Annotated in this window: 21 protein-coding genes; 9 read left to right on the forward strand and 12 right to left on the reverse strand. The window is 52.7% G+C overall.

The genetic code is table 11. From position 1 onward, the window contains the following. Positions 1-42: 42 nt before the first annotated feature. Positions 43-1,710, reverse strand: coding sequence for a dihydroxy-acid dehydratase (gene ilvD / locus ONB24_11615; protein MDZ7316763.1), 1,668 nt, complete (start codon positions 1,708-1,710; stop codon positions 43-45). Between the two features lie 399 nt (positions 1,711-2,109). On the opposite strand from ilvD, the gene ONB24_11620 reads away from it, so the two are divergent. Beyond that, complete coding sequence (locus tag ONB24_11620) at positions 2,110-3,588, forward strand: glycine--tRNA ligase (protein ID MDZ7316764.1); 1,479 nt, start codon at positions 2,110-2,112, stop codon at positions 3,586-3,588. Positions 3,589-3,673: 85 nt separating this feature from the next. Here the strand turns inward: ONB24_11620 and ONB24_11625 are convergent, their stop codons facing one another. Beyond that, a complete protein-coding gene (locus ONB24_11625; GenBank protein ID MDZ7316765.1) occupies positions 3,674-5,344 on the reverse strand; it encodes a hypothetical protein in 1,671 nt (556 codons plus the stop codon). A 196-nt stretch (positions 5,345-5,540) separates the two neighbouring features. On the opposite strand from ONB24_11625, the gene ONB24_11630 reads away from it, so the two are divergent. Then, on the forward strand, positions 5,541-8,273 hold the full coding sequence (locus tag ONB24_11630) for a DUF3160 domain-containing protein (GenBank protein ID MDZ7316766.1): 2,733 nt from the start codon (positions 5,541-5,543) through the stop codon (positions 8,271-8,273). Then, positions 8,270-8,812 carry a hypothetical protein gene (locus ONB24_11635; GenBank protein MDZ7316767.1) on the forward strand — a complete coding sequence of 181 codons (543 nt, stop codon included), beginning with the start codon at positions 8,270-8,272 and terminating at the stop codon, positions 8,810-8,812. The genes ONB24_11630 and ONB24_11635 overlap by 4 nt, the downstream gene beginning before the upstream one ends. A gap of 4 nt (positions 8,813-8,816) precedes the next feature. Here ONB24_11635 and ONB24_11640 read toward each other — a convergent pair whose 3' ends face one another. The 3 genes from ONB24_11640 to ONB24_11650 all read right to left on the reverse strand — a co-directional run bounded on the left by ONB24_11640 (position 8,817) and on the right by ONB24_11650 (position 10,279). Next, positions 8,817-9,299: an adenosine-specific kinase gene (locus ONB24_11640; GenBank protein MDZ7316768.1), complete on the reverse strand. Its 483-nt coding sequence runs from the start codon at positions 9,297-9,299 to the stop codon at positions 8,817-8,819. A gap of 12 nt (positions 9,300-9,311) precedes the next feature. Continuing rightward, positions 9,312-9,995, reverse strand: coding sequence for a haloacid dehalogenase-like hydrolase (locus ONB24_11645; GenBank protein ID MDZ7316769.1), 684 nt, complete (start codon positions 9,993-9,995; stop codon positions 9,312-9,314). 98 nt (positions 9,996-10,093) lie between these two features. Next, the gene (locus ONB24_11650) at positions 10,094-10,279 is read right to left on the reverse strand and encodes a zinc ribbon domain-containing protein (GenBank protein ID MDZ7316770.1); all 186 of its coding nucleotides are present in this window, start codon (positions 10,277-10,279) and stop codon (positions 10,094-10,096) included. Positions 10,280-10,414: 135 nt separating this feature from the next. Here ONB24_11650 and ONB24_11655 point away from each other — a divergent pair, with 135 nt between their 5' ends. From ONB24_11655 to ONB24_11675, 5 genes are all read left to right on the forward strand, one after another. Beyond that, on the forward strand, positions 10,415-11,533 hold the full coding sequence (locus tag ONB24_11655) for an aminopeptidase (GenBank protein ID MDZ7316771.1): 1,119 nt from the start codon (positions 10,415-10,417) through the stop codon (positions 11,531-11,533). 11 nt (positions 11,534-11,544) lie between these two features. Then, a complete protein-coding gene (locus ONB24_11660) occupies positions 11,545-11,778 on the forward strand; it encodes a SelT/SelW/SelH family (seleno)protein (protein MDZ7316772.1) in 234 nt (77 codons plus the stop codon). A gap of 18 nt (positions 11,779-11,796) precedes the next feature. Beyond that, entirely contained in the window at positions 11,797-12,693 is an 897-nt protein-coding gene (locus ONB24_11665) for a hypothetical protein (GenBank protein ID MDZ7316773.1), read from the forward strand. 31 nt (positions 12,694-12,724) lie between these two features. Next, entirely contained in the window at positions 12,725-14,275 is a 1,551-nt protein-coding gene (pruA, locus tag ONB24_11670; GenBank protein MDZ7316774.1) for an L-glutamate gamma-semialdehyde dehydrogenase, read from the forward strand. 65 nt (positions 14,276-14,340) lie between these two features. Continuing rightward, positions 14,341-15,228 carry a T9SS type A sorting domain-containing protein gene (locus ONB24_11675; GenBank protein MDZ7316775.1) on the forward strand — a complete coding sequence of 296 codons (888 nt, stop codon included), beginning with the start codon at positions 14,341-14,343 and terminating at the stop codon, positions 15,226-15,228. 156 nt (positions 15,229-15,384) lie between these two features. Here ONB24_11675 and ONB24_11680 read toward each other — a convergent pair whose 3' ends face one another. Next, complete coding sequence (locus tag ONB24_11680) at positions 15,385-17,769, reverse strand: T9SS type A sorting domain-containing protein (protein MDZ7316776.1); 2,385 nt, start codon at positions 17,767-17,769, stop codon at positions 15,385-15,387. Between the two features lie 209 nt (positions 17,770-17,978). Beyond that, entirely contained in the window at positions 17,979-18,854 is an 876-nt protein-coding gene (locus tag ONB24_11685; GenBank protein ID MDZ7316777.1) for a universal stress protein, read from the reverse strand. 47 nt (positions 18,855-18,901) lie between these two features. Between ONB24_11685 and ONB24_11690 the strand changes: the two genes are divergently transcribed. Further along, a complete protein-coding gene (locus tag ONB24_11690) occupies positions 18,902-19,132 on the forward strand; it encodes a hypothetical protein (protein ID MDZ7316778.1) in 231 nt (76 codons plus the stop codon). A gap of 14 nt (positions 19,133-19,146) precedes the next feature. Here the strand turns inward: ONB24_11690 and ONB24_11695 are convergent, their stop codons facing one another. From ONB24_11695 to ONB24_11715, 5 genes are all read right to left on the reverse strand, one after another. Continuing rightward, a complete protein-coding gene (locus ONB24_11695) occupies positions 19,147-19,302 on the reverse strand; it encodes a hypothetical protein (protein MDZ7316779.1) in 156 nt (51 codons plus the stop codon). 2 nt (positions 19,303-19,304) lie between these two features. Further along, positions 19,305-19,595, reverse strand: coding sequence for a hypothetical protein (locus tag ONB24_11700; protein ID MDZ7316780.1), 291 nt, complete (start codon positions 19,593-19,595; stop codon positions 19,305-19,307). Positions 19,596-19,597: 2 nt separating this feature from the next. After that, positions 19,598-21,220, reverse strand: coding sequence for a sodium:solute symporter (locus tag ONB24_11705; GenBank protein MDZ7316781.1), 1,623 nt, complete (start codon positions 21,218-21,220; stop codon positions 19,598-19,600). A 124-nt stretch (positions 21,221-21,344) separates the two neighbouring features. Beyond that, on the reverse strand, positions 21,345-22,457 hold the full coding sequence (locus tag ONB24_11710; protein ID MDZ7316782.1) for an ROK family protein: 1,113 nt from the start codon (positions 22,455-22,457) through the stop codon (positions 21,345-21,347). Positions 22,458-22,565: 108 nt separating this feature from the next. Further along, positions 22,566-23,496 (reverse strand): hypothetical protein (locus ONB24_11715; protein MDZ7316783.1); only part of this gene is annotated, 931 nt, incomplete at its 5' end.

Raw genomic sequence — 23,496 nt, forward strand, 5'->3', positions numbered from 1 at the left:
ACGATGCACGAGCGAGATACATTCCCTCTTTTATCACCGAACCTATTTTAAAACCGCGCCGGTGTTCGCCGATGTTACAAAGCGGGTATAACGGGCAAGCCAGCCTTTCTTTATCTTGGGCTCGAACGGCGGCAACGCAGCCAGACGGCGCTGAATTTCCGCATCAGAGAGATCCACGTTCAGAGTCCGTTCGTGAAGGTTGATGCGGATGATGTCGCCGTCGCGAAGAGCGGCGATGGGGCCGCCTGCCGCGGCTTCGGGACTGACATGGCCGATGCAGGCGCCGCGGGTGCCGCCGGAAAAACGGCCGTCGGTGATGAGCGCCACGGAACTGCCGAGACCGCGTCCCATGACGGCGCTGGTCGGCGACAGCATTTCCGGCATGCCGGGTCCGCCTTTCGGCCCTTCATAGCGGATAACGATACAGTCGCCGGGGTTGATGGCGCCTTCGAGGATGGCCGCCATGGCGGCGTCTTCCGAGTCGAACACGCGCGCTGGTCCGGCAAAATCCCACATGTCCGGGTGCACAGCGCCGGTCTTGATGACGCTTCCCTCGGGCGCCAAATTGCCGAACAGAATCGACAAACCTCCGCGGGTCGAATAGGGATTGTCGATGGGGCGTATCACCTCATGGTCAAGAATTTCTGCACCCTTCAGCACCTCGCCGAGGGAAACGCCTGAAACCGTCGGACAATCGAGATCCAGCAGACCGTCGATCTTGCTCAGCTCATGGAGGATGGCGCGAATGCCGCCCGCCCGATCGACATCCTGCAGGTGAACCTTGGGCGTGGCCGGAGAGACTTTGCAAAGATAAGGAACACGATCCGAGATTTCATTCAACTCGGCCAAATCAAAGGTAATTCCGGCCTCATTGGCGACGGCCAAAGTATGAAGAATGGTGTTGGTGGAACCGCCCATCGCCATATCCAGCGCGAAAGCGTTGCGGAGGGAAGCCGGGGTGATGATGTCTCGCGGTTTGATGTCGCGTCGCCACAGATCCATAATCCGCTGGCCGATGCGGGCAATGAGCTCATCGCGTCGCGGATCGACGGCCGGAATGGTGCCGTTGCCGGGCAGTGCCATGCCCAGCGCCTCGCAGAGACAGTTCATGCTGTTGGCAGTGAACATTCCGGCGCAGCTGCCGCAGGTGGGACAGGCGGCCTTTTCGAGCTCCAGCAGTTGTCTCTCATCTACGGTACCGGACTTTACTTTGCCGACCGCCTCAAAGACCGAAATCAAATCTACAACCTCTCCGGAAGCAAGTTGTCCGGCCAACATCGGCCCGCCGGAGATAAAGATAGTCGGAATATTCAAACGGACCGCCGCCATCAACATGCCGGGGACGATCTTGTCGCAGTTCGGGATGCAAACCAGAGCATCGAGTTGGTGCGCTTCGACCATGGTCTCTACGCAGTCGGCGATCAATTCGCGCGAGGCCAGGCTGTAGCGCATGCCGATATGCCCCATGGCAATGCCGTCGTCTACACCAATGGTATTGAATTCGAACGGTACGCCGCCCGCCTGCCGCACCGACTCTTTGACCTTGCGGCCGAATTCCTGCAGATGGACATGCCCGGGGATCAGGTCCGTGTATGAATTGGCGATGCCGATAAACGGCTTGGAAAAATCTTCATCCTTCAGGCCGGTAGCGCGCAGCAGGCTGCGGTGCGGAGCACGCTCGATGCCTTTTTTGACTTTATCCGATCTCATGCAACAGTCCTTTCCAAAAAATGTTTATCCCCAACTCTTGACCTCAATTTGAATCGACGGTGGAAAATGTGAGGTGCGAACAATTACTTGAGCAACAGCAGAATGACATCCGGCAGGATGATGAGCAGGAAAATGATCGAGACGCTGCTTACGGCGATCCCCGCAAAAAATCTTTTAAAATTCGGATAGTGCCACATGCGTCCCGTTTTCCCAAGCTGTATTCAATTCATTTTAAATTTATGATTTTTTCAGCAACATTCAAGAAAAAATTCTTTTCACAGGATAACCCCGCTGAAACTCGGTCGAAAAACAAACTTAACCCATGCAAAAATCATAATTTTTTTCTATATTGAGTCACATTCGGAACTAAAAGTATCATCAGCAGGGAACGAGAAAACTATGGCAAACACCGAAACGACCATGGATAAATTGGTCTCGTTGTGCAAACGACGGGGCTACATCTATCCATCCAGCGAAATCTACGGCGGATTGGCCGCGGTATACGATTACGGCCCCCTCGGCGCCGAACTCAAGCGCAACATTAAAAACTTTTGGTGGAAATGGATGGTGCAGTTGCGCGAGGATATTGTCGGTTTGGATTCGGCCATCCTCATGCACCCGAAAATCTGGGAAGCCTCCGGGCATGTGGCGGGTTTCCAGGATCCGCTCGTGGACTGTCGCGAAACCAAGAACCGCTATCGTGCCGATCAAATTTATGTGCTTTGCCCGCCGTCGAACGCCGCCGACCAGAGGATGTTCGCCTTTCGCGAAGGCGACGATGAGGCAGCAGCGAGAAAAGTAGAAAAGATGGCCAAAGCCGATCCGTCGACCTATCGCAAAGTTGTATTGACGGATATTCCGCTCAATGACTTTAAACGCATCGTCGGGCCGGACGCCAAAGAAGCCGGCACGCTGACCGAACCGCGGCAATTCAACCTCATGTTCAAGACCTTTATCGGCCCGGTCGAGGACAGCGCCAACGTTATCTACCTGCGGCCTGAAACGGCGCAGGGAATTTACGTCAACTTTTCCAATGTCGTCAATTCCTCACGCGTCAAAATTCCCTTCGGGATTGCTCAAATCGGCAAAGCGTTCCGCAACGAGATCACCACGGAAAACTTTATTTTCCGTACGCGCGAGTTCGAGCAGATGGAGATGCAGTTTTTCGTCCGTCCCGGCACCGACATGGAATGGTTCGAATACTGGAAGCACGATCGAATTACTTATTATCAAAAGCTGGGCATTCGGCAGGAAAAGCTGCGCTTTCATCAGCACGGCGAGGGCGAGCTGGCTCACTATGCTGCGGCCGCTTTCGACATTCAATACGAATTTCCCTTCGGGTGGAAAGAGTTGGAAGGAATTCACAACCGCACCAACTTCGATCTCAGCCGCCATCAGGAATACTCCGGCAGGGACCAGAGCTACTTTGATGACGAAATCAAGCAGAAATACATCCCCTACATCATCGAGACATCGGCAGGCTGCGACCGCACGCTGCTGACCGTGCTGGTCGACGCCTTTGAAGAACAGCAGTTGGAAGACGACGTCCGCACCGTGCTGCACCTGCATCCGGCATTGGCGCCGATCAAAGCCGGCATCTTCCCGCTGGTCAAAAAAGAGGGACTGCCGGAGGTTGCCCTCAAGCTGCGCGACGAGCTGAAACGCTATTGGCCGGTCTTTTATGACGAAAGCGGCGCCGTCGGGCGTCGTTACCGTCGCCAAGATGAGATCGGCACGCCGTTCTGCATTACGATTGATTTCCAGACGCTGCAGGACGAGACGGTGACGATTCGCGACCGCGACACAATGCAGCAGATTCGCATCCCCTTGCGCGGCGTGTTCGACTATTTGTTCAATAAAATCGAAAAAGGCGAGTAGCGACCGTTACAAGCCTCTTAAGGCATGCAGCATTGCTCCTTGAGTCGTTAAGGACGGCAAACCCGGGTCTTCCGCTCGGGTTTTTTTATGGCCGCAGAGCCTCATCCGGGGCGGGTTGTGCTGCTGCTCCCGTCGAATCGACCGGCACAGGAGCACTCTGCGCGGGCGCTTCGCCGCCTTCAAGCAGGGTTTCGGCAGTCGGCGGCTGTGACTGCGGCGCTTCAGCCCCCGATGACTCTTCTTCTTTCTCGGAAGGGGCAGCCGTTCCAACCTCTTTAGGCGGCTCTTCGAGTTGAGGCTTTTCCAAGGATTCTTCCCGGCTCGTCGCTTCTTCCGCCGCACCGGATGAGGACTTTTCCAGCTCTTGCCGTTGAGCCTCTTGGGCTTTTCGCGCCTCTTCGGCGGCGCGTTTGGCCTCTTCTTCGGCGCGCGCCGCTTCTTCCGCCGCCCGTTTGGCTTCGGCTTGCTCTGCCAGACGCTGCCTGAGCTGCTGCAGCAACGCATTCATGCGCTCACGCTCCCGCTGCATCCGTTCGAGCCGCTGCTCTACGCTTTCCGCACCTGCCTCCTGCAGCAGTCGCCAGCGCCTCTCCAGCTCCTTGACATCCCCCAAATCGATCTCTTTCTCCTGCTGCCCGTCCGTGACCGACCCCACTATGCCCGGTTTCTGCGATTTCGTCTCTTTTTCCTTTTTCGGCGTCCGCGGCCGAGCTTTCTCCTGCGATTTTTGCTTGGGTTCCTGCTGCTCTTTCGGTTGCTCTGCTTCTTTGGGTTTCGCTTCGACTGTTTTGCCTTCTCGCAATTGTAATGACACACCGAGCTGAATCCGCCAATCGGGATAATTCGGCAGCGTATGCCAAGGCTTAGGAACCCCCTTGATTTCTCCGGCGGCATAGAGCGTGTTGTCGATGTCGCGGCTCAACCGCCGATCCATCTTGAAATCAAGCTGCAGAAATGGACTGACTCGATATATCAATCCTATCGCGCCCCACAGAGCATCCTCGCGGCCGTAAGCAGTGACGGGCGGTGATTCAAGAAACGCGACCGAACGAACTTCCGCAAAGCCGCCCCAATTTGCACCAAGCAGGCGAAGCGCGGCGCCGCCGTAAAGCTGCTGCGTTCCTTTCGCCATCAATGTCTCGTTCGGCAAGTCGGTTAAATGCCTGCCGCGATCATTATGGAAAAAATAGCCGAAATTGAGATCGATCAAGCCCCCCTTGTCCGGTGAACTGCCGAAAAGCTTCAGAGTCGTCGATCCGGCGCCGCCGAAACCGACGGTACCGCTGCTGTATTCGTAAAGCGGTACGTTTTGCCGCTCGGCGGTCGGTATCCGCACTTGACCCTGCAAAGAAACCGCAAGCTTGCGACCGGCAAGCAGCGGCGTCTTGGCAAAAAGATCGATGTTTCCCGGCAAATTGTCGGCTTTTCCTTGGACATGAGTCGACTGCAAAACCACAGGTGCCGCTTCGAGTTGAAGCCGTGGTGAAAAACAGTAGGACAAACGGGCAAAAAGGTATGAATCCCAAACGATGATTGCAGAAGATTGACCGTCGACGGTTGTGTAGAGATCGCGCGCCCTATAAAAACTCCCGCCGATCTGCAGCGACATTGCGCCGACGTTGGGTAATCGCGCCGATTCGATTTGCCGAAACATCTGGGCCGATACTGAAGAAGCCGTCAAGATCATGGCGGGCAAGAGAAAAAGCGGATAACATATAATGCGGGTTTTGTTAAAGACAGCAGGTAAAGTACGCATCGTGTGTCCGGTCGGTTGGAGGCGCGATTTATTGCTAAGAATATAGTATGAGGATCAGCCAGTTGCAAGACTTTTCCAGCACATGATACTCCTTTGCCGAAGGAAAACTCTTTGAAAAGTCATGAAATATGAAAAACTTTATAAACAGTCAAACCCTGGAATCGTCTAAAGGGCGATCGTGAGGAGGGTCAGCATTATGTGTAAAATATTTTGGATTTGGCTGCTGCCTGCGGTGACCGTGGCGCAGGACATGCTTGCCGACATTACAAAAGTAATCGAAACGCCGTTCGGCATCTATTCGCCGCGACTGGTGACCGTGGTGCCGAATGCGGAAAATTGCGATCCCGGCCCGAATTTGCAGCACGTCGTAAATCTCGCGGATTTTTCTTTCTCGCCGGAACAGCTGCAAAAATTGAAGGAAAACGGCTTTGTGGTAACGCCCGCTTTACGCGGCAATCGATGCGGCTATAATGAAATGTTCGACCTCTACACCGATTGCCGCGAAAACGGCATTCCCCAATTCATTACCACCGACGTCATGCTGCACGGCTTTCACTTGATGTTCGACCGCATCCTCAAAGCGTGCGAGGAGCAGCGGTTCATCGCTCAACTTGATGCGCTGTTGGAAGCCGTTACAGAAAAGACGCGTGCCCAGTACGATGCGGCGACCAATCCCTCGGCGCGCGAGGCCATTTTTCGCAACTTGGACTATCTGTTGGTCGCCTCTCAATTGCTGACGCCGAAGCAGTTTTTCGTCGATCCGTTGCCCGGCGGCCGCTGGTCGGAAGAAGTGGCCCTCATTCTCGACGCCGCAGCCGCGTTTGTGCCTTCGCCCATTTTCGGCTATCCCGAGGACTATACGCAGTATAAACCGCGCGGTCACTACACCCGCAGCGAAGAACTGCAGCGCTATTTTCGCTGCATGATGTGGCTGGGCAGAATGACTTTTTCCTGCGAAAAGGATGAAGCCTATGACCGCAGCATGACGCTCAGCGCCGTTCTGCTGGTTCAGGCTCTCATTCAGGCCCGAGTCGACGGCCGCAGCGGCGTCGACGTTTGGGAGGACCTATACCAACCGACGGTTTTCTTTGTCGGTAAAAGCGACGACATCCACTATCAGCCTTATCACGAGCTCGCCTACTCGATTTACGGCAAGAGCTTTCCAATTTACCCGCCGGACACGTTTGCCAACGAAGAGAAACTGCGTCTTTTTGTGCACGAAATCAGCAAAATCGCACCGGCGCAAATCACCTATGAAGGCCAACCCAAGAAGGGTTTTCGCTTTATGGGTCAGCGGTTTGTGCCCGATTCGTGGATTCTCGACGAGCTGGTTTACGGCAAGCTGCGCAACCGTTTCATGCCCGCCGGTCTGGATGTGATGATTGTACTCGGCCCTTGTGAACAATCTCGCAAAGAATGGGCATTTCGACATCTTCCGGCAAACGATCAGGCAAACGAGTTGTATGTCGCAAAGCTGGACACGCTCAAAAAGATCTTTCGCAGTTACGATGATACGGTGTGGGCGCAGAATCTTTATTGGAACTGGCTCTATTGCCTGATGCCGCTGCTGATGCCCAAAGGCGAGGGCTATCCCTTCTTTATGCGCGGCGAGGCTTGGCGCGATAAAGACCTGCACGCCGCGCTGGCCTCCTGGGCGGAACTGCGGCACGACACGATTCTGTACGTCAAACAAAGCGGCACCGAGAGGGGCCTGCCGCCTGCCGCCGCTCAGGTGCAGGGCTACGTTGAACCGAATCCGCATCTGTTTGCCCGTTTGGCTTCCCTGGCGGATTTTATGATCCTCGGATTGAAAAGCCGTAACCTCTTGTTCGACGAATTTCGCGATCATCTCGCCGCTTTTTACGAGCTGGCGGACAATCTGGCCGGCATAGCGGAAAAGGAGCTCAGCCGCCGGCGCCTTTCTTCCGACGACTATCAGCTCATTTTTGACTTTAGCAAAACCTTTTACAACATTGTCACTTTCCAGCCTTCGCTCTGCTCCGAAGGCCCGCCGCCCCTAGGCGATGCGCCGGAACCCATGCCGGTCATTGCCGATGTGCATACCGATGCCAACAGCGGCCTGGTGTTGGAGGAAGGAGTCGGTTTTCCTTACGCCGTTTATGTGATCTGCTGCATCGAAGGTCAGCCGACAATTGCTAAGGGTGCGGGATTTTCTTATTACGAGTTTACCCATCCAATGAGCGACCGCTTGACCGACGAGCAATGGCGCAAAATGCTGACCTCGGATGATCCGCCGCAGCCGCCGAGCTGGATCGAGAGCTTTTTCTGTGCGGGCGAAAACCAAAAAGCAGGCGAATCTGCGGCATGGGAAAAACCGAATTCGACGACGGTCCGCATCGATCTGCCGGAATACGTCGACAGCGGGACCTCATTTACTCTTACCTTCAGGCTGCTGAACGATTGGGACGATGCCGAACCGCGGGTGACGTTCTTCCCGCCTAACGGTGAGCCCATTTCCCTTCCGCTCGCTAAAGAGGGTTTGGACTGGCGCGCTGTCGTGTCGACGCTGAATCTCGCAACAGGGACGGCTTTTCTCAATATCGAAAAAGTGAGCCGCGGGCAAAAACTTTTTTACCGCACGCACTTTGAAATTATGCCCTCCTCTACCGTCCAATCCAATCTGCCGCCGTGCTCTTATGAGTTGACGCAGAATTATCCCAATCCATTCCCCGGCCATACTCTCTTGTGTTTAAATTTGACGGAAAAAAGTCGGGTTCGAGTCGAGTTGTATGATCTCCGCGGCAGATTGGTCGTCGTGCTCCTAAATCAGGACCTTTCGGCAGGCACACATTCCGTTTTTTGGGACGGGTTGGATCGCCAAGGTCAGATCGCCCCGAACGGCGTCTATTTATGTCGATCAATTATTAACGATAAAGTGGAAATAAAGAGAATGGTGATGACGCGATGAAGACAAAACGATTAATCACAGGAATACTGATCTTATTTGTCGCCTGCAGCCGATCCTTCTCCCCGGTTGAACCGCAGGCTGCCGAGAGCGAAGAACAGGCGGTTTATCGCGCGATTCTAAACGACATGGGGAAAGAAGGAAAGGTGATCGTAGTCATTCCCGACTCGACCGCAAACTTTACCATCACGGCTTCCGAACGGCTGTCCGAGATGCTGCCGGAGCTGCAGCATGAGACGTTGGTGAATTTTAATCTCGCCAACCAATCTTCATTCCCGCTGCACCTGCCGACCCAAACGGCCGTCCGCTATTACCTCGTTCACCAGCGCGACATACCGCCGATTTTCGAGCTAAAGACAAAATTTCCCGACGCCTCGGCGGTTGTCCACTTTTCCCGCGTCGGCTTTAACAGCGATAAAACTCAGGCGCTTGTTTATCGAGCCACTTATTGGGGACCGCTGGCCGCGATCGGCGAGCTGGTATTGCTCAGCAAAAAAGAGGGTTGGCAAGTAATCGCCGAAGCCGGCTTATGGATTTCTTAGCCGGTTAGAGCTTGTAGCCGATATCGCGCAGGAACTTTTGCCGCTTGGCGACATCTTCTTCACTTTCCACACCGAGAGGACTCTGACCGTCGATGACGCCGAGAATGCCGCGTCCCTGCTCATTTTCGGCAATCACCACCGTTACCGGGTTGGACGAGGCGCAGAAAAAGTGCACAATTTCCGGCACGTTCCAAAGCGTTTTGAGAATGTTGATGGGGTAAGCATCCTTTACAAAAAGGATGAAACTGTGGCCGGCGCCGATCGCCAATAGATTCTTGACGGCCAGTTCAACAAGAGACGGATCGGTGCCGGTTCGGCGCACCAGGCGCGGCCCCGACGCCTCACAAAAAGCCAGCCCGAACTTGATGCCCGGAACGGCTCCAACCAGCGCTTCGTGCACGTCGGTCACCGTTTTAATGAAATGCGATTGGCCTAAAATAAAGTTGAGCTGATCAGGATTCTCAATTTGTACTGTTTTGATTTGCATGTTCCCCTCCTTCTATCCGTTAAAGGCTTTCAGGACTGTCTCCAAGTCGGTCAGGTCGGGAAATAAAAGATCCGGTTCATATTTGCGCAACTCGTCGACCGAGTGAGCTGCAGCCGCCACGGCCACAGAAACGACGCCGTGCGGTTTGGCGCACAAAATATCGGCCGGCGTATCGCCGATCACATAGATTTCACGCGGCGACGGCTCAAAGCCGTGCAATCTCCTAAATCGTTCGACGGCAATCGGCACCAGCGCCTCTCGATCGCTCGCATCATCGGAAAAAGCGCCGAACGGGAAATAGGAATCGAGGCCGAAATAAGCGATCTTGATGCGTCCGCTGCGCTCCCAGTTCCCAGTCAAAAGCCCAAGCGCCGAGTCGTTTCGGCGAGAGAGCGCCGAGAGCAGCTCCTTGACGCCGGGCATCACCCTCTTATCGCCTCCGTTTTGGGCCATTTCGGTCGGCAACAAGGAAAAATAGCGCTCTTTAAAGCGTTCCAGCTCGGCGCGGGAAAACTCAATGCCCGCTTTGGCATAGGCATCCATCATGATCCGGTCATCGGTGCGGCCGGAAAGCGGAATACCGTCCATCACGTCCTCAAAACCGTAAAGGTCGGCAAAAGCGCGACTCATGGCGCGCTTGCCCGCTCCGCCGCTCAGCACCAGCGTACCGTCGATATCAAACAGAAAAAGCTTCACAATTTATCCTATCATTCGTCTATTTTTCCTTATGTCGGATAAGGCCGTTTTATGCTTTAGCAGAGTCTTTTCCGCGCTGCCGTGAACACGAACGTCATTTACGGTGATGCTAAAATCTGCACCAACCGTTTCACCGCCTGCAGCAGCGGATAGCTGAAAACGATCAGCAAAAGGATCGCCATCCATTTACGGTGCCGCTTGATGACGGGAAATTCATAGCCGCAAATCGGACAACGCTCGAATTGTTCCTCCACTTCAAGCGCGCAGCCCGGACATTCCTTCATTTCATTTCTCCCGCACTTTGTATTTTAGCCAAATTCCTGGTGAATCGCAAGCGAAAAGGCGACCGGCAGTGCATGGATTTGTTGACAATACCGGCGATATTTTCTATATTTCAACCGTTGAATAAATGGAGCTCTATGCAGGACCCCCGATATGACCGCTTGGCCGAAGTGATCGTCTCTCATTCCACCCGTCTGCAACCGGATGAGAACATCCTGATTGAAGCAACCGACGTTCCGTCGGAAATGGTGATTGCGCTCATTCGGCGCATCAAAGCGGCCGGTGCGCATCCGTTCGTCAGCCTCAAGCAAAATGCCGTCCTCCGTGAACTCTACCGTTGCGAAAGCGAGCAGGCGATGCGCCTTGCCGGCGAATTCGAGGCAGCGCGCATGCGCAGGATGCATGCCTACGTCGGATTACGCGGCAGCCTCAACGCTGCGGAATTGTCCGACGTTTCCGAGGCGGGGATGAAGCTGTATCAGACACATTGGCTCAAACCGGTGCATCTTGAAATTCGAGTACCGAAGACCAAGTGGGTGGTTTTACGCTGGCCTCACCCTTCCATGGCTCAATCCGCCGGCATGAGTACTGAAGCTTTCGAAGAGTTCTACTTTTCCGTCTGCACGCTCGATTATGCCAAGTTGTCGCGGGCCATGGATGCGCTGGTCGCGCGTATGCAAAAGACCGACCGCATCCGCATCATCGGGCCGGGCACAGATCTCAGCTTTTCCATTAAAGGCATGCCGGCGATCAAATGCGCCGGAGAACGCAATCTACCGGACGGCGAAGTGTTTACGGCACCGCTGCGGGAATCTGTCGAAGGCGTCATTCGTTATACTGCCAAAACGATCTATCAAGGTGTGGTGCATGAGGGCGTGACGCTCGAGTTTCGACAAGGCAGGATCATCCGTGCATCTTCGGACAAAAGCGATCATTTGAACCGGGTTTTGGACACTGATGAGGGTGCCAGGTACATTGGTGAATTCTCGCTCGGCGTAAACTCTTTCATCACCCGGCCGATGTTGGACATTTTGTTTGACGAAAAAATCAGCGGTTCTTTTCATTTAACGCCCGGCGCTGCCTATGAAAACGAATCCGATAACGGCAACCGCTCCAGTATTCATTGGGATATGGTCTGCATTCAGACGCCGGAATACGGCGGCGGCGAAATTTATTTCGACGACTGCCTCATCCGACGCGACGGCAGGTTTGTCGTCGAGGATTTGTTCGCTTTAAATCCTGAAAATTTTAACTAAATGAGGACACTATGAAGGTGACTATCGAATTCTGCATGATGTGAAACTACTATCCCCGAGCAGCCGGTCTGGCGCTGGAGATAGAAAAACAACTCGGCATCAAGCCGGAACTTGTCCAATCGAGCGGGGGCGTTTTTGAGGTTTACTACGACGGCAGGCTTGTCTTTTCCAAAAAGGCGACCGGAAGATTCCCGAGCCATGAAGAAATACTTGCGGAACTTGAACAACGAAAATCGGACGGCTAATCATCAGGGAAACGGCGCATGACGCTTGGGCCTCGTTTACAAAAGGTTCTCATCTACTTAAAGGACGGGCCGCCCGATCTGGCGGAAAAGGAATTGAGCAGCTTATTTGCCGATCATTCCGACGTTATTGCACAGGAAATCGAGCGCGCTTTGGCGATCAACGATGAAAGCGCAGAGCTGCACTTTTTGGCCGCCTTGAATGCCTATCGTCGGGGCCACATCCTGGAGTGCCGTCAGCAAATGGAAGACGCGGCGGAGCTTGGTTTTTCATGGGATGAAGAAACGCCGTTGGATGCGGTCATTACGTCGCTTTTTACTCCGGAAGAATATCGCGATTTAGAGAACCTCTATCTCGACGCTGCGGAGCCGACGCCGCGGAACCGCTGGTTGTCCATCACTTATGCTGTAGATGAGTGGCTGGATTCCCGCAAATCCCCGAACGGCGCAACGCCGGGCCGCATCTTTGCCGAGACTTTTGATGCCGCGTTTCTGCAGAACGGCAAAGCCGAGTTGTGGCGAATCATCGATGATCTTGCGAAAAATCCTGCCAATCAGGAGGCTGCTGCAGAGTTGAAAAAGCATTTGCGGGCGGAAGACTATCCGTCTGTCGCTGAAATGATGTTGGGGATGACTTTGAATCATCTTTGCCAATTTTCCCACTTTTTCGGCTTGACAGAAGAAGAAATCCGCGGATCGGAGCTGCAGAGCCTTTTGCTGCTGCTGCCGCTTCGGCTTGCCGTCGCGCTCTTTTTACTCTACGCCGTCAGTCGACCGCTCGATGTTCTGCATGAATCACGGCCTTTGCCGAAGGATACCGCGGCGATGATCGCGGCGGCCCTGATCACTTTTTATCACGAAGCAGACCGTTACCGACCGTCGGCAGCACAGAATTTTTACACAGAACATAATCCTTAATAGCGCGTCACAGCAGGGAAAGGAGGTTGCCATGCTGACCGAATTTAGAAACGAACCTTACACGGATTTTTCGGTTCCTGAGCATCGTAAAGCGCAGGAAGAGGCGATTAGAGCAGTAGAAAGACAATTCGATCGCAAGTATGCGCTTTGGATCAATGACCAGGAAATTAAAACCGATCGGCTATTAAAGAGCTACAATCCTTCCGAGAAGGATCAAGTGGTCGGCACCTTTTACAAAGCGGGCAAGCATGAGGTGGATCGGGCGATTGCCGTCGCGGAAGAAGCGTGGCAAAAGTGGCGCTGCATACCGCCTGCCGAGCGTGCAGCCGTGCTGTTGCGCGCCGCCCAGTTGATGCGCAAGCGCAAGTACGAATTGAATGCCTGGCTCATCCTTGAAGCGGGAAAAAATTGGCAGGAGGCCGAGGCTGACACCTCTGAAGCCATTGATTTTTGCGAATTTTATGCGCGGGAAATGATCCGTTGGAGCGAAATCAAGGGCGTAACTCCATTCCCCAACGAAATGACCGAGCTGCGCTATCTGCCGTTGGGCGTCGGCGCCGTTATTCCGCCGTGGAATTTCCCCCTGGCGATTCTCACCGGCATGACCGTGGCGGCGCTCGTAACGGGGAATGCCGTCCTGCTCAAACCGGCCAGCGATACGCCGGTGATCGGCTATCAGCTGGTACAGATTCTCCGGCAGGCGGGTTTGCCTGCGGGCGTTTTGAGCTATCTCCCCGGCAGCGGAGCTGAAATCGGCGACTATTTGGTGCAGCACCCCAAGATACGATTCATCTGCTTTACCGGCTCCAAAGAGGTAGGGTTGCGCATCAACGAGCTGGCGGCAAAACTGAGTCCCGGACAAAAATGGATCAAGCGGGTCATCGCCGAAATGGGCGGCAAGGATACGATCATCGTAGAACCGGATGCCGATCTGCAGGAAGCTGCCGCTGCGGTCATTGCTTCTGCTTTCGGCTATCAAGGCCAAAAGTGCTCGGCCTGTTCCCGGCTGATCGTTGCGGCGGAAATCTATGAAAGATTCGTCGACATGATCGCCGATCGAGCGAAAAAACTGACGATCGGTCCGGCCAAAGAATTCGACACATTCCTGGGTCCGGTGATCAATGCGGCATCGGAGCAAAAAATCCTCGAGTATATCGAAATCGGCAAGACGGAGGGTGAGTTGGTTTGCGGCGGCGGCAAAGCGCCGGGCAACGGTTATTATATCCAGCCGACGATCTTTAAAAATGTCGAACCTGGAGCACGCATTGATCAGGAAGAAATTTTCGGCCCTGTTTTAGCCGTCCTCAAGTCGCATTCCTTCGAGCAGGCGCTCGAAATGGCGAATGCCACCGAATACGGACTGACCGGTTCCGTTTTCACACGCGACCGCTATAAAATAGATTTGGCAAAGCGTCGGTTTTTCGTCGGCAATCTTTACATCAACCGCAAATGCACCGGCGCCATGGTAGGGGCACACCCTTTCGGAGGGTTCAACATGAGCGGCACCGATTCAAAAGCCGGCGGTATGGATTACCTGGGTTTGTTTATGCAGGCCAAATCGATCAGCGAGAAACTGGGATAGCCTAGGCAAGCCCGAGGCCCGGACCTATCCTTGAAATTGGATCGGGCAAAAAGAAGAGGTTTTCAATGAGAATAACTGCTACCGTAACAGCTGTGCTGCTGACAATTTCCCTAACGGGAATGCTTTCAGCACAAACCTTCATTCCGCTGATCAATCCCAGCTTTGAAGAGCCCGGCGTGGGCAAGATCAAGGGCTGGGACGGCGAGTGCGCGGATCCGAATTGGACCGGAGCGCTGGATGATATTCCCGGCTGGACCAGCGATACCGTGCCCTGGGATTCCGGCGTAGAGACCGGATATACCCCGACTGACGGCGAATATACGGCCTTTTTGATGGGCGCCGATTCCTCTGTCTATCAAATTACCGACTATGTGATTCAGCCGAACGACGACATCCGCTTGGCGTTCGATTCCCGCATTACCTGGGCGGCGACGCTGTTGGAAGCTTTGTTCATCTATGTGGACGATGCGGGGAATAAAGTGCCTATCGCGGGTGACATTTTCGAGATTACAGGCGAAATGATGCCTTATGAGATCGCCTTCAAAGCGGCGGAGCATCCGGAGGCAGTCGGTCATTTGCTCGGGATCTGGTTCGACAACGTCAGCGAAAATGGTCAGTCGTGGCTGGGATTGGATAATCTGGTGCTTATGAACTTTGCTCCCTCTGCCGTTGCCGACGCTGTAAAGCCGGCCAAGTTTGCTCTGGCGCAGAACTATCCCAACCCGTTCAATCCACAGACCGAAATCTGCTATGCATTGGCCCGCGAAGGCTGGGTACGCTTGAGCGTTTTCGACGCAACGGGCAGGGTAGTTTCCGTTTTAGTCGATGGGCGGCAAACTGCGGGTGAGCATCGGATGACTTTTGCGGCAAAGAATCTGCACAGCGGTATCTATTTCTTACGTCTTGAAACGACGGAAGGCTCGCTGACGCGCAAAATGATCTTGGCCAAATAAATGAAATAAGCCTTGGCCGTAAAATCCGCTCGTTTTCCAAGACCGAGCCCTTATTACTGTAAAGGGTCGCATTCTGATTGCAGACAAAAAGTAAAAAAAAGCCCGACAGATTTACTGTCGGGCTTTTTTGATGCATGAAAGGGGCGTTACTTGAATCTACTTGACCAGAATCATTTTTTGCAGCATAGTTTGCTCTGCCGTCTTTAGACGGCAATAGTACACACCGCTGGCAAGGGAATTACCGGCGGCATCGCGGCCGTCCCACACCACTTCGTGACTGCCCGCAGGGACAATTCCGCTCATCAGCGCGGTAACGAGTCGACCGCGCGCATCATAGACCGCAAGTTCTGTCTCAACCGCTTCCGGCAGGTCGAAGCGAATCAACGTCTGCGCATTGAATGGATTGGGATAATTGGGATGCAAGGCAACCACTAGTTTATCCGCCGAGTTTTCTAAAGCCGTGACGGCAATCGGTTGCGACCATTCTCTGCCGCCGTCCAGATGAATCAACTCCAAGCGGTACCATTGCTTTTCGGCGTTCGGTGTTTCATCCCAATAAACGTAATCAGCCCCTCGAGTCTGCCCGCCGTTTGCCGGAATTACGTCGGAACTGATGCGTCGGAAGGGACCCTTTTCCGATTCAGCGGCATGAAGAGCAAAGCCTGCCAGATCGGCTTCGTTTTCAGTCCTCCATGAGATGCGGACCCGCTGCCCCTCTTTCGATGCTCGGAAAGCCGCCAGTTTAACGGCGATCGGCGTTTCATAGGTGATCGGGTTGTTGTTGGAAGTGTTGGTATTGTAATAGACCGAACCGTTGATGTATTCGCAAACGTGGATTCGGTAGGAAGTCCTGGAATTAAGGCCGGATATTTCGACGCTTGTCTCGGTACCGTTATAAACACAATACCAGCCGCTGTTGCCGATTTGATCGCCTTGGCCGAAGGTCGCATTGGCGGTATATATGGTGTTGTCCACCGGCTCGGCGCTGCCGGAAGAGCCTTCCTTGACGAACACGGCACAGCCGTCGCCGTTGCCGCGCGTCCAGGAGACCCGCACCGATCCGCCGACAAGCGGTTCGACTTGAGCTGTTGAACATTGTTCTGAGGGGCCGATTTTAAAGACGTAGGCGGCACCGCTGTTTACTGTCACACCGTCTTCCTGTGTCGAACTGACAAGAAGGTAACTATCATCAATAGATACTGCTGATCCGAAAGAATCCTTCTCTAAAATATCCAAAGGTTTAAGAGTTAAAAATTCGCTCCAATTATTGTTTGTGTCGTCAAGTTTATAGACATAAGCTGCACCGGAGTTAGTAGACCATTCATCTTGTCCATAAGCTCCGATGATGATAAACTTTTTACTAATATCAACTGCAGCACCAAAATTTCCATCATTTTCAGATTTTTTAGGTTGAAATTTTATTTGCTTAGTCCATTCATCTTGGCTATTCCTTTTAAAAAGATAAGCAGCACCAGCGTTTGAATTCTCCCATGAGCACCCTATTATTGCATAATCACCGCTCATGGCGACAGAACATCCGAAATTATCTTGACTCATTGATTCGTATAGTATAGCCTGCTGTTCCCAAGAGCCTTCGTTTCTTGAAAAAATAAATGCTGCTCCCTGAATGTTTGGTAGAGATTCGTGAGTATAAAAAGGAGCCCCTATTATGACAGAGTTGCCATCAAGATAAACCGATTGACCGAAATTTGACCAGTCTCCCGGCTCATTTGCTAGTATTATGCCATCTTCTTGCCAGTCATTCAACTCGAAAATATAAGAAAAAACTGCGCCTGCATAAACAAGAGGATTTGTTGGCAGCGGCCTCCATGGGGAAGAAATTAATAGATAATTTTCACTCAAGGCGACTGAATATCCAAATCCGTCCAACTCTTGAGCATCATTTCCTAATGTAAGCTTCCGGTAAAATCCCCATGAATTTTGGCTATCTTTGCGAAAAAGATAAGCAGCTCCTTTGCTATTGCTCTCAAAAGGCGCCCCCACAATAGCAAAGTCACCGGCTATATCGACAGACCATCCGAAATTACCTTCCTCTTCAGGATTTTGGCTAGCAAGAGAACTTTTCAGCTGCCATTCATCTCCTACACGCTCATAAATATAAGCTGCACCCGACCTAACCTTGTCGCTTGTGTTTTGATAAGGGGCACCAACTATAGCTAAGTTTCTATTTATTTTTACAGCACAGCCAAAAAATTCATTTGTCAAAGGATTTCCCGACTTTAAATAGCCCTGCTGATAAAACAACGAGTTACTTATAAAATCTTTTATGTCTCGGCGACTTTCGACTGCTCTTTGCTGTCCCAAGTCTGCTTTCGAGTACCGCGCGGCAACAGGTCGATTTTTATGCAGCATTTGTATTGCCCGTGGGTCAAAACCTCGCATTGAGGTATCGTTATCCCTAACTTGTGACGATGGAGTCGAAAGATCCTTCCATGCCTGCACGTCAGTCGCTTTGACTATTATTGCAAAAATAATAAAGATCAAAGAGACTAAACTTGGAATCGCTTTCTTAGTCCACATGGTATTTCTCCAATATTTTCAGATTAGACTATGTTGTCAAGTCGTGGATGACTTTATTTCGGAATTAAAGGATACTGTTTTAAAAGATTTGGACAAGCGGATTATTCAAAAATTTCTAAAACCTGAAAAAAGACCGCGCTACTCAGGCCAAAAACGCTGGGAGTAAGAACTGAATTAAGATTAATTATTATTATTTTATTAATTTAATTTTATTTTGTCAACAACAAACTGCAGGGAAGATGCTGCAGAGCTCCATCCAAATCCTGAAAGAACAGCCGATTCCAAAGGCTGAAACGGTTGGTCGGACCGTGCATCACCAGCAAATCGGCACCCAAATCACGGGTAAAGGCAAGCGTTAAGGTCCGCTCCGGATCGTGCAGACAACGGTGTTGGTAGCCCTGATACGGCAAATGGAGCGAGGAAAGATACTCTGCCAGCTTGAGATCCTGTTCACGGTAGATGTTACGGATCTGCTCGGCGGTAAGATTGTTGTCTTTTTGCAATGTTTCAGAAGTAAAGGAATGCGTAAAGTAAAGATGCCGGCTCTGCTCGGCGGCGGCTAAAATTCCCGCTGCGATCGGAGCTTTTTCCGCCCCTTTTTGATATTCGACTGCGCAATGAATTCTCTGAAAAGTATGTCCGTTCACAGTGGGTTCGGTCAGCAGAAAAACAGAGCAGGGCGCTTCGCGCGCCAGCTTACGAGCTACGGAGCCGAGATAGTATTTGAACAACCCCTCCTTGGCCAAAGCTCCGGCAATAATCAGATCCGCGCCCAATTTATCTGCGGCCGCCGGCAGCTCATCGCCTGGGCTTCCTTCCCGCAGCACGATGGAGGGCTGCAGTTCCCAAATCTTGGTTGAAGCGGCGATTTTGCGCAGCTTTTCCTCACTCTCTCTGCCTGCATCGCCGACGTGCACCAGGATCGCCTCGGCTCCAAAAGCGGAGAGGATGCGGTGGGCTTCGTTTAATACCGCCGTCAACCGCGGTGAAAACGCCGCAGCAACCACGGCTTTGCGAAAAATCGGCTCATCATAACGGCTCAACGAATGAGCGGCCGGAGACCCTTCACTTTCCTCGACCTTCATTTGATTCACCTGCTCGACGGGTAAAATGACGGAATAAAGCAAAAGCAATGAAAAAAGAAAACGCAAACACTGCTGCCGGAATCACCACTCCCAGCCAAGGACTGCCGATTCGGTTCGCAGCCTGCAATATTATTGATGCCATATCAACCCTTCTTGTAAGAATTTTTGCAATCTTTTCAGATAATCTTGTATTGCAGCTTTATGTGCGAAAGGAGACCTTGTCAAAACGGCTTAAAGCCTATACACGATCCGATGCGACGACAGTAATTGCGGTTTGAAACAATGCCGATCTTTAGGATGTAGAAAGATCTTTTTGATCGCGATTCGGCTTTTGAGTCGATGCGTTCTTTTTATTCCTGCGATAAAACGACCAGGCGAACAACATCCCCCCGACTGAAAACAGATAGGAAATCGTCATACCGATGACGATAATCAGCCCTTTGTCCATCGCTATTCCTCCCACCGCTGATGCTTTTCCAGCTCCTTCAGATACTCCTGCTGTTTCCTTTCATAGCTTTCGGAAACAGCCTTTAATTTCGGATCGATGATATAGAACATCAGCGCGGTCACGATGATGCCAAGGCCGAGAAAAAGAAAACCGATCGGCAACAGAAACAGCGACATGGCAACGCCGAACGTGATGAAAATATAGCTGAACGGGGAAAGGATGACCGCGATCCAATCTTCCTTTGTCCATTCATCCGCTTCGTGAGGGGTCCAGTTTCTTCTGATCCAAGACATAACTATGCTCCTTTCGCCTCGCTCTCCGCCTTGCGTTCGATTTCCGCCAAAGCCTGCAGCAGACCGCGCCGCTCGGCCTCGCGCTTTACCGGTCCCCAAAAACCAATCGGACGCGTCTGCACATAAAGCTTGACCAGTCTGTCCATGTCGTCGGGTTTGGTCAACAACGTTACGGGAATGTAGACCATTGCGACGAGAACGATGAGAATCCAAAACTGAATGTGCTGCGGCAGATCGTTCGGTATGACGCCGAAAGCCGGCAGAATCCAGACCACCAGCCAGCATATGCCCAGGTTGGCGATCCAGGCCGACAGGTAGCCCCAGGCATTGAAGCGCCACCAAATCACCTGAAGAATGTTGGGCAGCCACGTACCGGCAACCATCAGCCAAAGGGCAAAAAAGAGCCAATCGACGATATCCCTGCCGATCATAATGCCGAAAAAGAAGGAACCGAGCAGAACCACGACGGTCATCCATCTGCCGACGCGCACGACTTTATCTTCGCTTGCCTGCGGGTTGATATAGTGGTGGTAAAGGTCGCGAGTGGCGTACATGGAACCTAAATTTAGAATACCGGCGATGGTCGAAATATGAATGGCAAGAATCGAGGCGAAAAAAAAGCCGACCATGCCGACGGGAAAATATTCAAAGCCGACTTTGAACCAAGCGAGGGCTGCTTCATCGCCGGAGAGTTTACCTTCGGTCATTACCACGACGGCAAGCACGGCCAAGGCCCAGATTGCATTGCGGAAAATGACGGCAGCTGCGCCCCACCAGATGGAATAACCGGCATCTCTGACGTTGCGGGCCGACTGAATGCGCTGCGCCTCGACGAACCAGTCGAAATGCGTCGCCATGCCGAATCCGCCGAGAAAGGGAACGGCAATCATGGTAATCAGCCAAAGAATCGGATAGTCGCCCTTGGCAAAACCGGTGGAGCGGAAAGGATTGAGCATTTCGCTCATCCCCAGATTATGGAGACCGGCGACGATGTTGGCTGGACCTCCGGCAGCCATTGCCGCCCAAATGGACACCAAAATAATGACGATAAACATAGTAATGCCCTGCTGAACGTCTGCGATGATGACGCCCCAAAATCCCGCCGTGATGACATAAAGGCAACACAGGCTGGAAAAAAGCACCAATCCCACCCACAGCGGCCAACCGAACAGATAGTTGCAGACGTTGCCCATTGCAATGCCCACCCATCCGGCGATAAACATATTCATCGCCACCTGCCAGCCCGCCAACCAGCCGCGGATCAACTCGGCTCCAAGGCCGGAAAAGCGCTGCGTCGCCCATTCTGCTTGAGTTCCGGCCAAAGAGCGGCGAAATATGCGCGCCGAAACCCACGCACTTACGGCGCACCATCCGGCAAACAGCGAGTACCACATGCCGTATAAACCATGGCGATAGACCATGCCGGAAAACCACATCGGCGTATCGGTGGCAGTATGGGTTGCAAAGTTGGAGGTGGCGGGAAGCCACCAAGGCAGCCCTCTGCCGGCGAGAAAAAAGTCGGCCCCAGACCGCTTGCCGAGACGATAGAACACGGCTCCGCAACCGATCATCAGCACCAGATAAGCGATCGTCCAAAAATAATCCAGGCCGGTAAAGTGAACCATTCGAGTCTCCTCTAACAGATTGCGGATAATTAGGCCGGTTTAGCGGAATCGGAAAGACAAAAACAATATAAAAATTTTTTATTCAACAACAATTGTTTTCAATTGAAATGTTCGAGGAAAAAATTTATCTGCCGTCCAATTCATGCAGGGCAAAAGCATAGGCGCCGACAAAGATCGCTCGTTCCGTTCCCAGGCGCGTCAATCCGACCCCTACCCGCTTGTGCGGGTTATAGCGGCAGGTTCGCTTTGTCCCTGGTATGAGCACCTCTATGCCGGTATCGGCGAGAAATGCCTCCCGCTGCTTCTCGTCTTCCAGATTGAAAACGACGGATTCGGTGCGGCGAACCTGAGATCCGTCGGCAAGGCGGAGGCTGCCGTTCATTTCCGCAACCGCCGCCGGCAGAAAAAACGAAGCGGCGCCGGAAATCCCGCCGCCGATGACGACCAGCCCGTCGATCAAACTCGAAGCCAATGCAAGCGCATATCCCAACGCCTGGCCGAAAAGACGGTAGGCCTCCAAAGCCGCCTCCTGATCGCCGGGCAGATCGCCGCAGGCAATCGCAAAAATGTCGCGCGGAGAGACCGCAGATCCAGGAGGTATTCGGCAACGCTCCAAGTACAGCTTGACGACGCCGCGAATGCTGACGGTTTCCTCCGCCGACATATCTGGATGAAATTTGTTGGGAAAGGTCCAGATTTCTGCCCCGGCGGAGTTATCGCCCAAGAACAGCTCTCCCCTTCTTACAATTCCGGCGCCGAAACCGGTTCCGAGCGTTACCCCCAGCAGATTTTCATAATGTTTGGGATTCCCTGCCTCCTGCAGCCAAAGATTCACCTCCGGCAGGAAACCGGCGATTGCCTCGCCATAGGCGAACAGATCGCCGTCGTTGTTGATAAATACCGGCAGCTTGAAATAATCTTCAAGCATCGGTCCCACGGCAACGCCGCCGCGATACCCGGGCAAGTTGACCAGATCACCGATGACGCCGTTTTCATAATCTGCCGGGCCGGGGAAAGCAATACTAACGGCAACGGGCGCACTAGGCAGACGATTCAGAATCCGGGTAAAACCGTCCCTCAGTGTCTGCAGGCTTTGCTGCAGGTTACTTCCGTTGGATGGATAGCGAACGGGCTCAACGATGAGCCGATTTCCTTGGACTGCGGAAAAGACAAAATTCGTTCCTCCTGCGTCCAAAGTCATCACAATTCGTTCGTCATGCTCGTAACGCACATCCATCTCCTTAAATAAAAACATAAGCGGCTGAATCGGACAACGACGATAAAAGTTTTTTTCTCTTGCCGCTTTAGAAACCTTCAAAACCGAAAACTTTATGATCGGTTCATATCAGCGCCTCAATGAAACCGAAAGCGCCAAAGCAGTCAACAGAACCAGGACGGCACAGTAAAGGGATCTTTGCAGGCCGAATAGAGGTATTGCCAGTCCGCTCAGCGACAAAGCCGAAAGACCGCCGCCGATGACATCCGCAGCATAAAGGCCGCCGAAATCGACGACACCGGTGACGAGACGAAATCGAGCGCACAGAATCGCAAACGCAGCCCCGCCTGCGGCACCGGAAAGGAGAAACAACAGGAGCGTGCCGTACAAAGAGAGACGACCGCCGATCCATTCCAGCACCGGCAAAAGGATGAAGGCGAGGAGGATCATAAAAATCAGAACCTGTTCTAAAGCCGTGCCGACGGCAAACTGTTCACTTCTTTGATTGACGAATGCAGCAGAAGAAGCCATGCCGATCATAAATGCTGCACTCAAAACGGCCAGCCAAGCGTAAATATAGCCAAATGCAACCTGGAAGGCAAGCAGCAATGCCAAGTTTAGGGCCATCACTGCAAAACCGACCATGCCGGCAATGATAATAAATCCGCTGCCGCACCTGCTTTTTCTGTTCCAATATCCTAAGGCAAAGATTGTTGCCAGGACAATAAGAAAAAATACAATAAATCGCTGAAAGGAAAGCTTTAATAAAACACCAACATGGCTCCTGCCGCTCGTCATCTTGTGCCATAATAGAAAGTCGGCCAGGTATTCGGCTGCGAGATCAATGTTTTTGCCCTGCTCTGCGAGTTCGCGGACTTGATGCAAAAGCGAGACTGAGCGAAGAGAGTCATAGAGAACGCTGAACATGGCGGGATGAAAGAAATCATGATGCGGTCCGAGCTTTTCATAGCGCCGGGCCAGCGAATCGACGGAAAAAGTAAAGTCGGCGTTCTGACCGGCTAAATAAGCGGCTTCGTCTCCAGGCAGCAGCACAACATGC

This window comes from candidate division KSB1 bacterium (genome assembly GCA_034505495.1).
GTDB lineage: Bacteria > Zhuqueibacterota > Zhuqueibacteria > Residuimicrobiales > Krinioviventaceae > Fontimicrobium_A.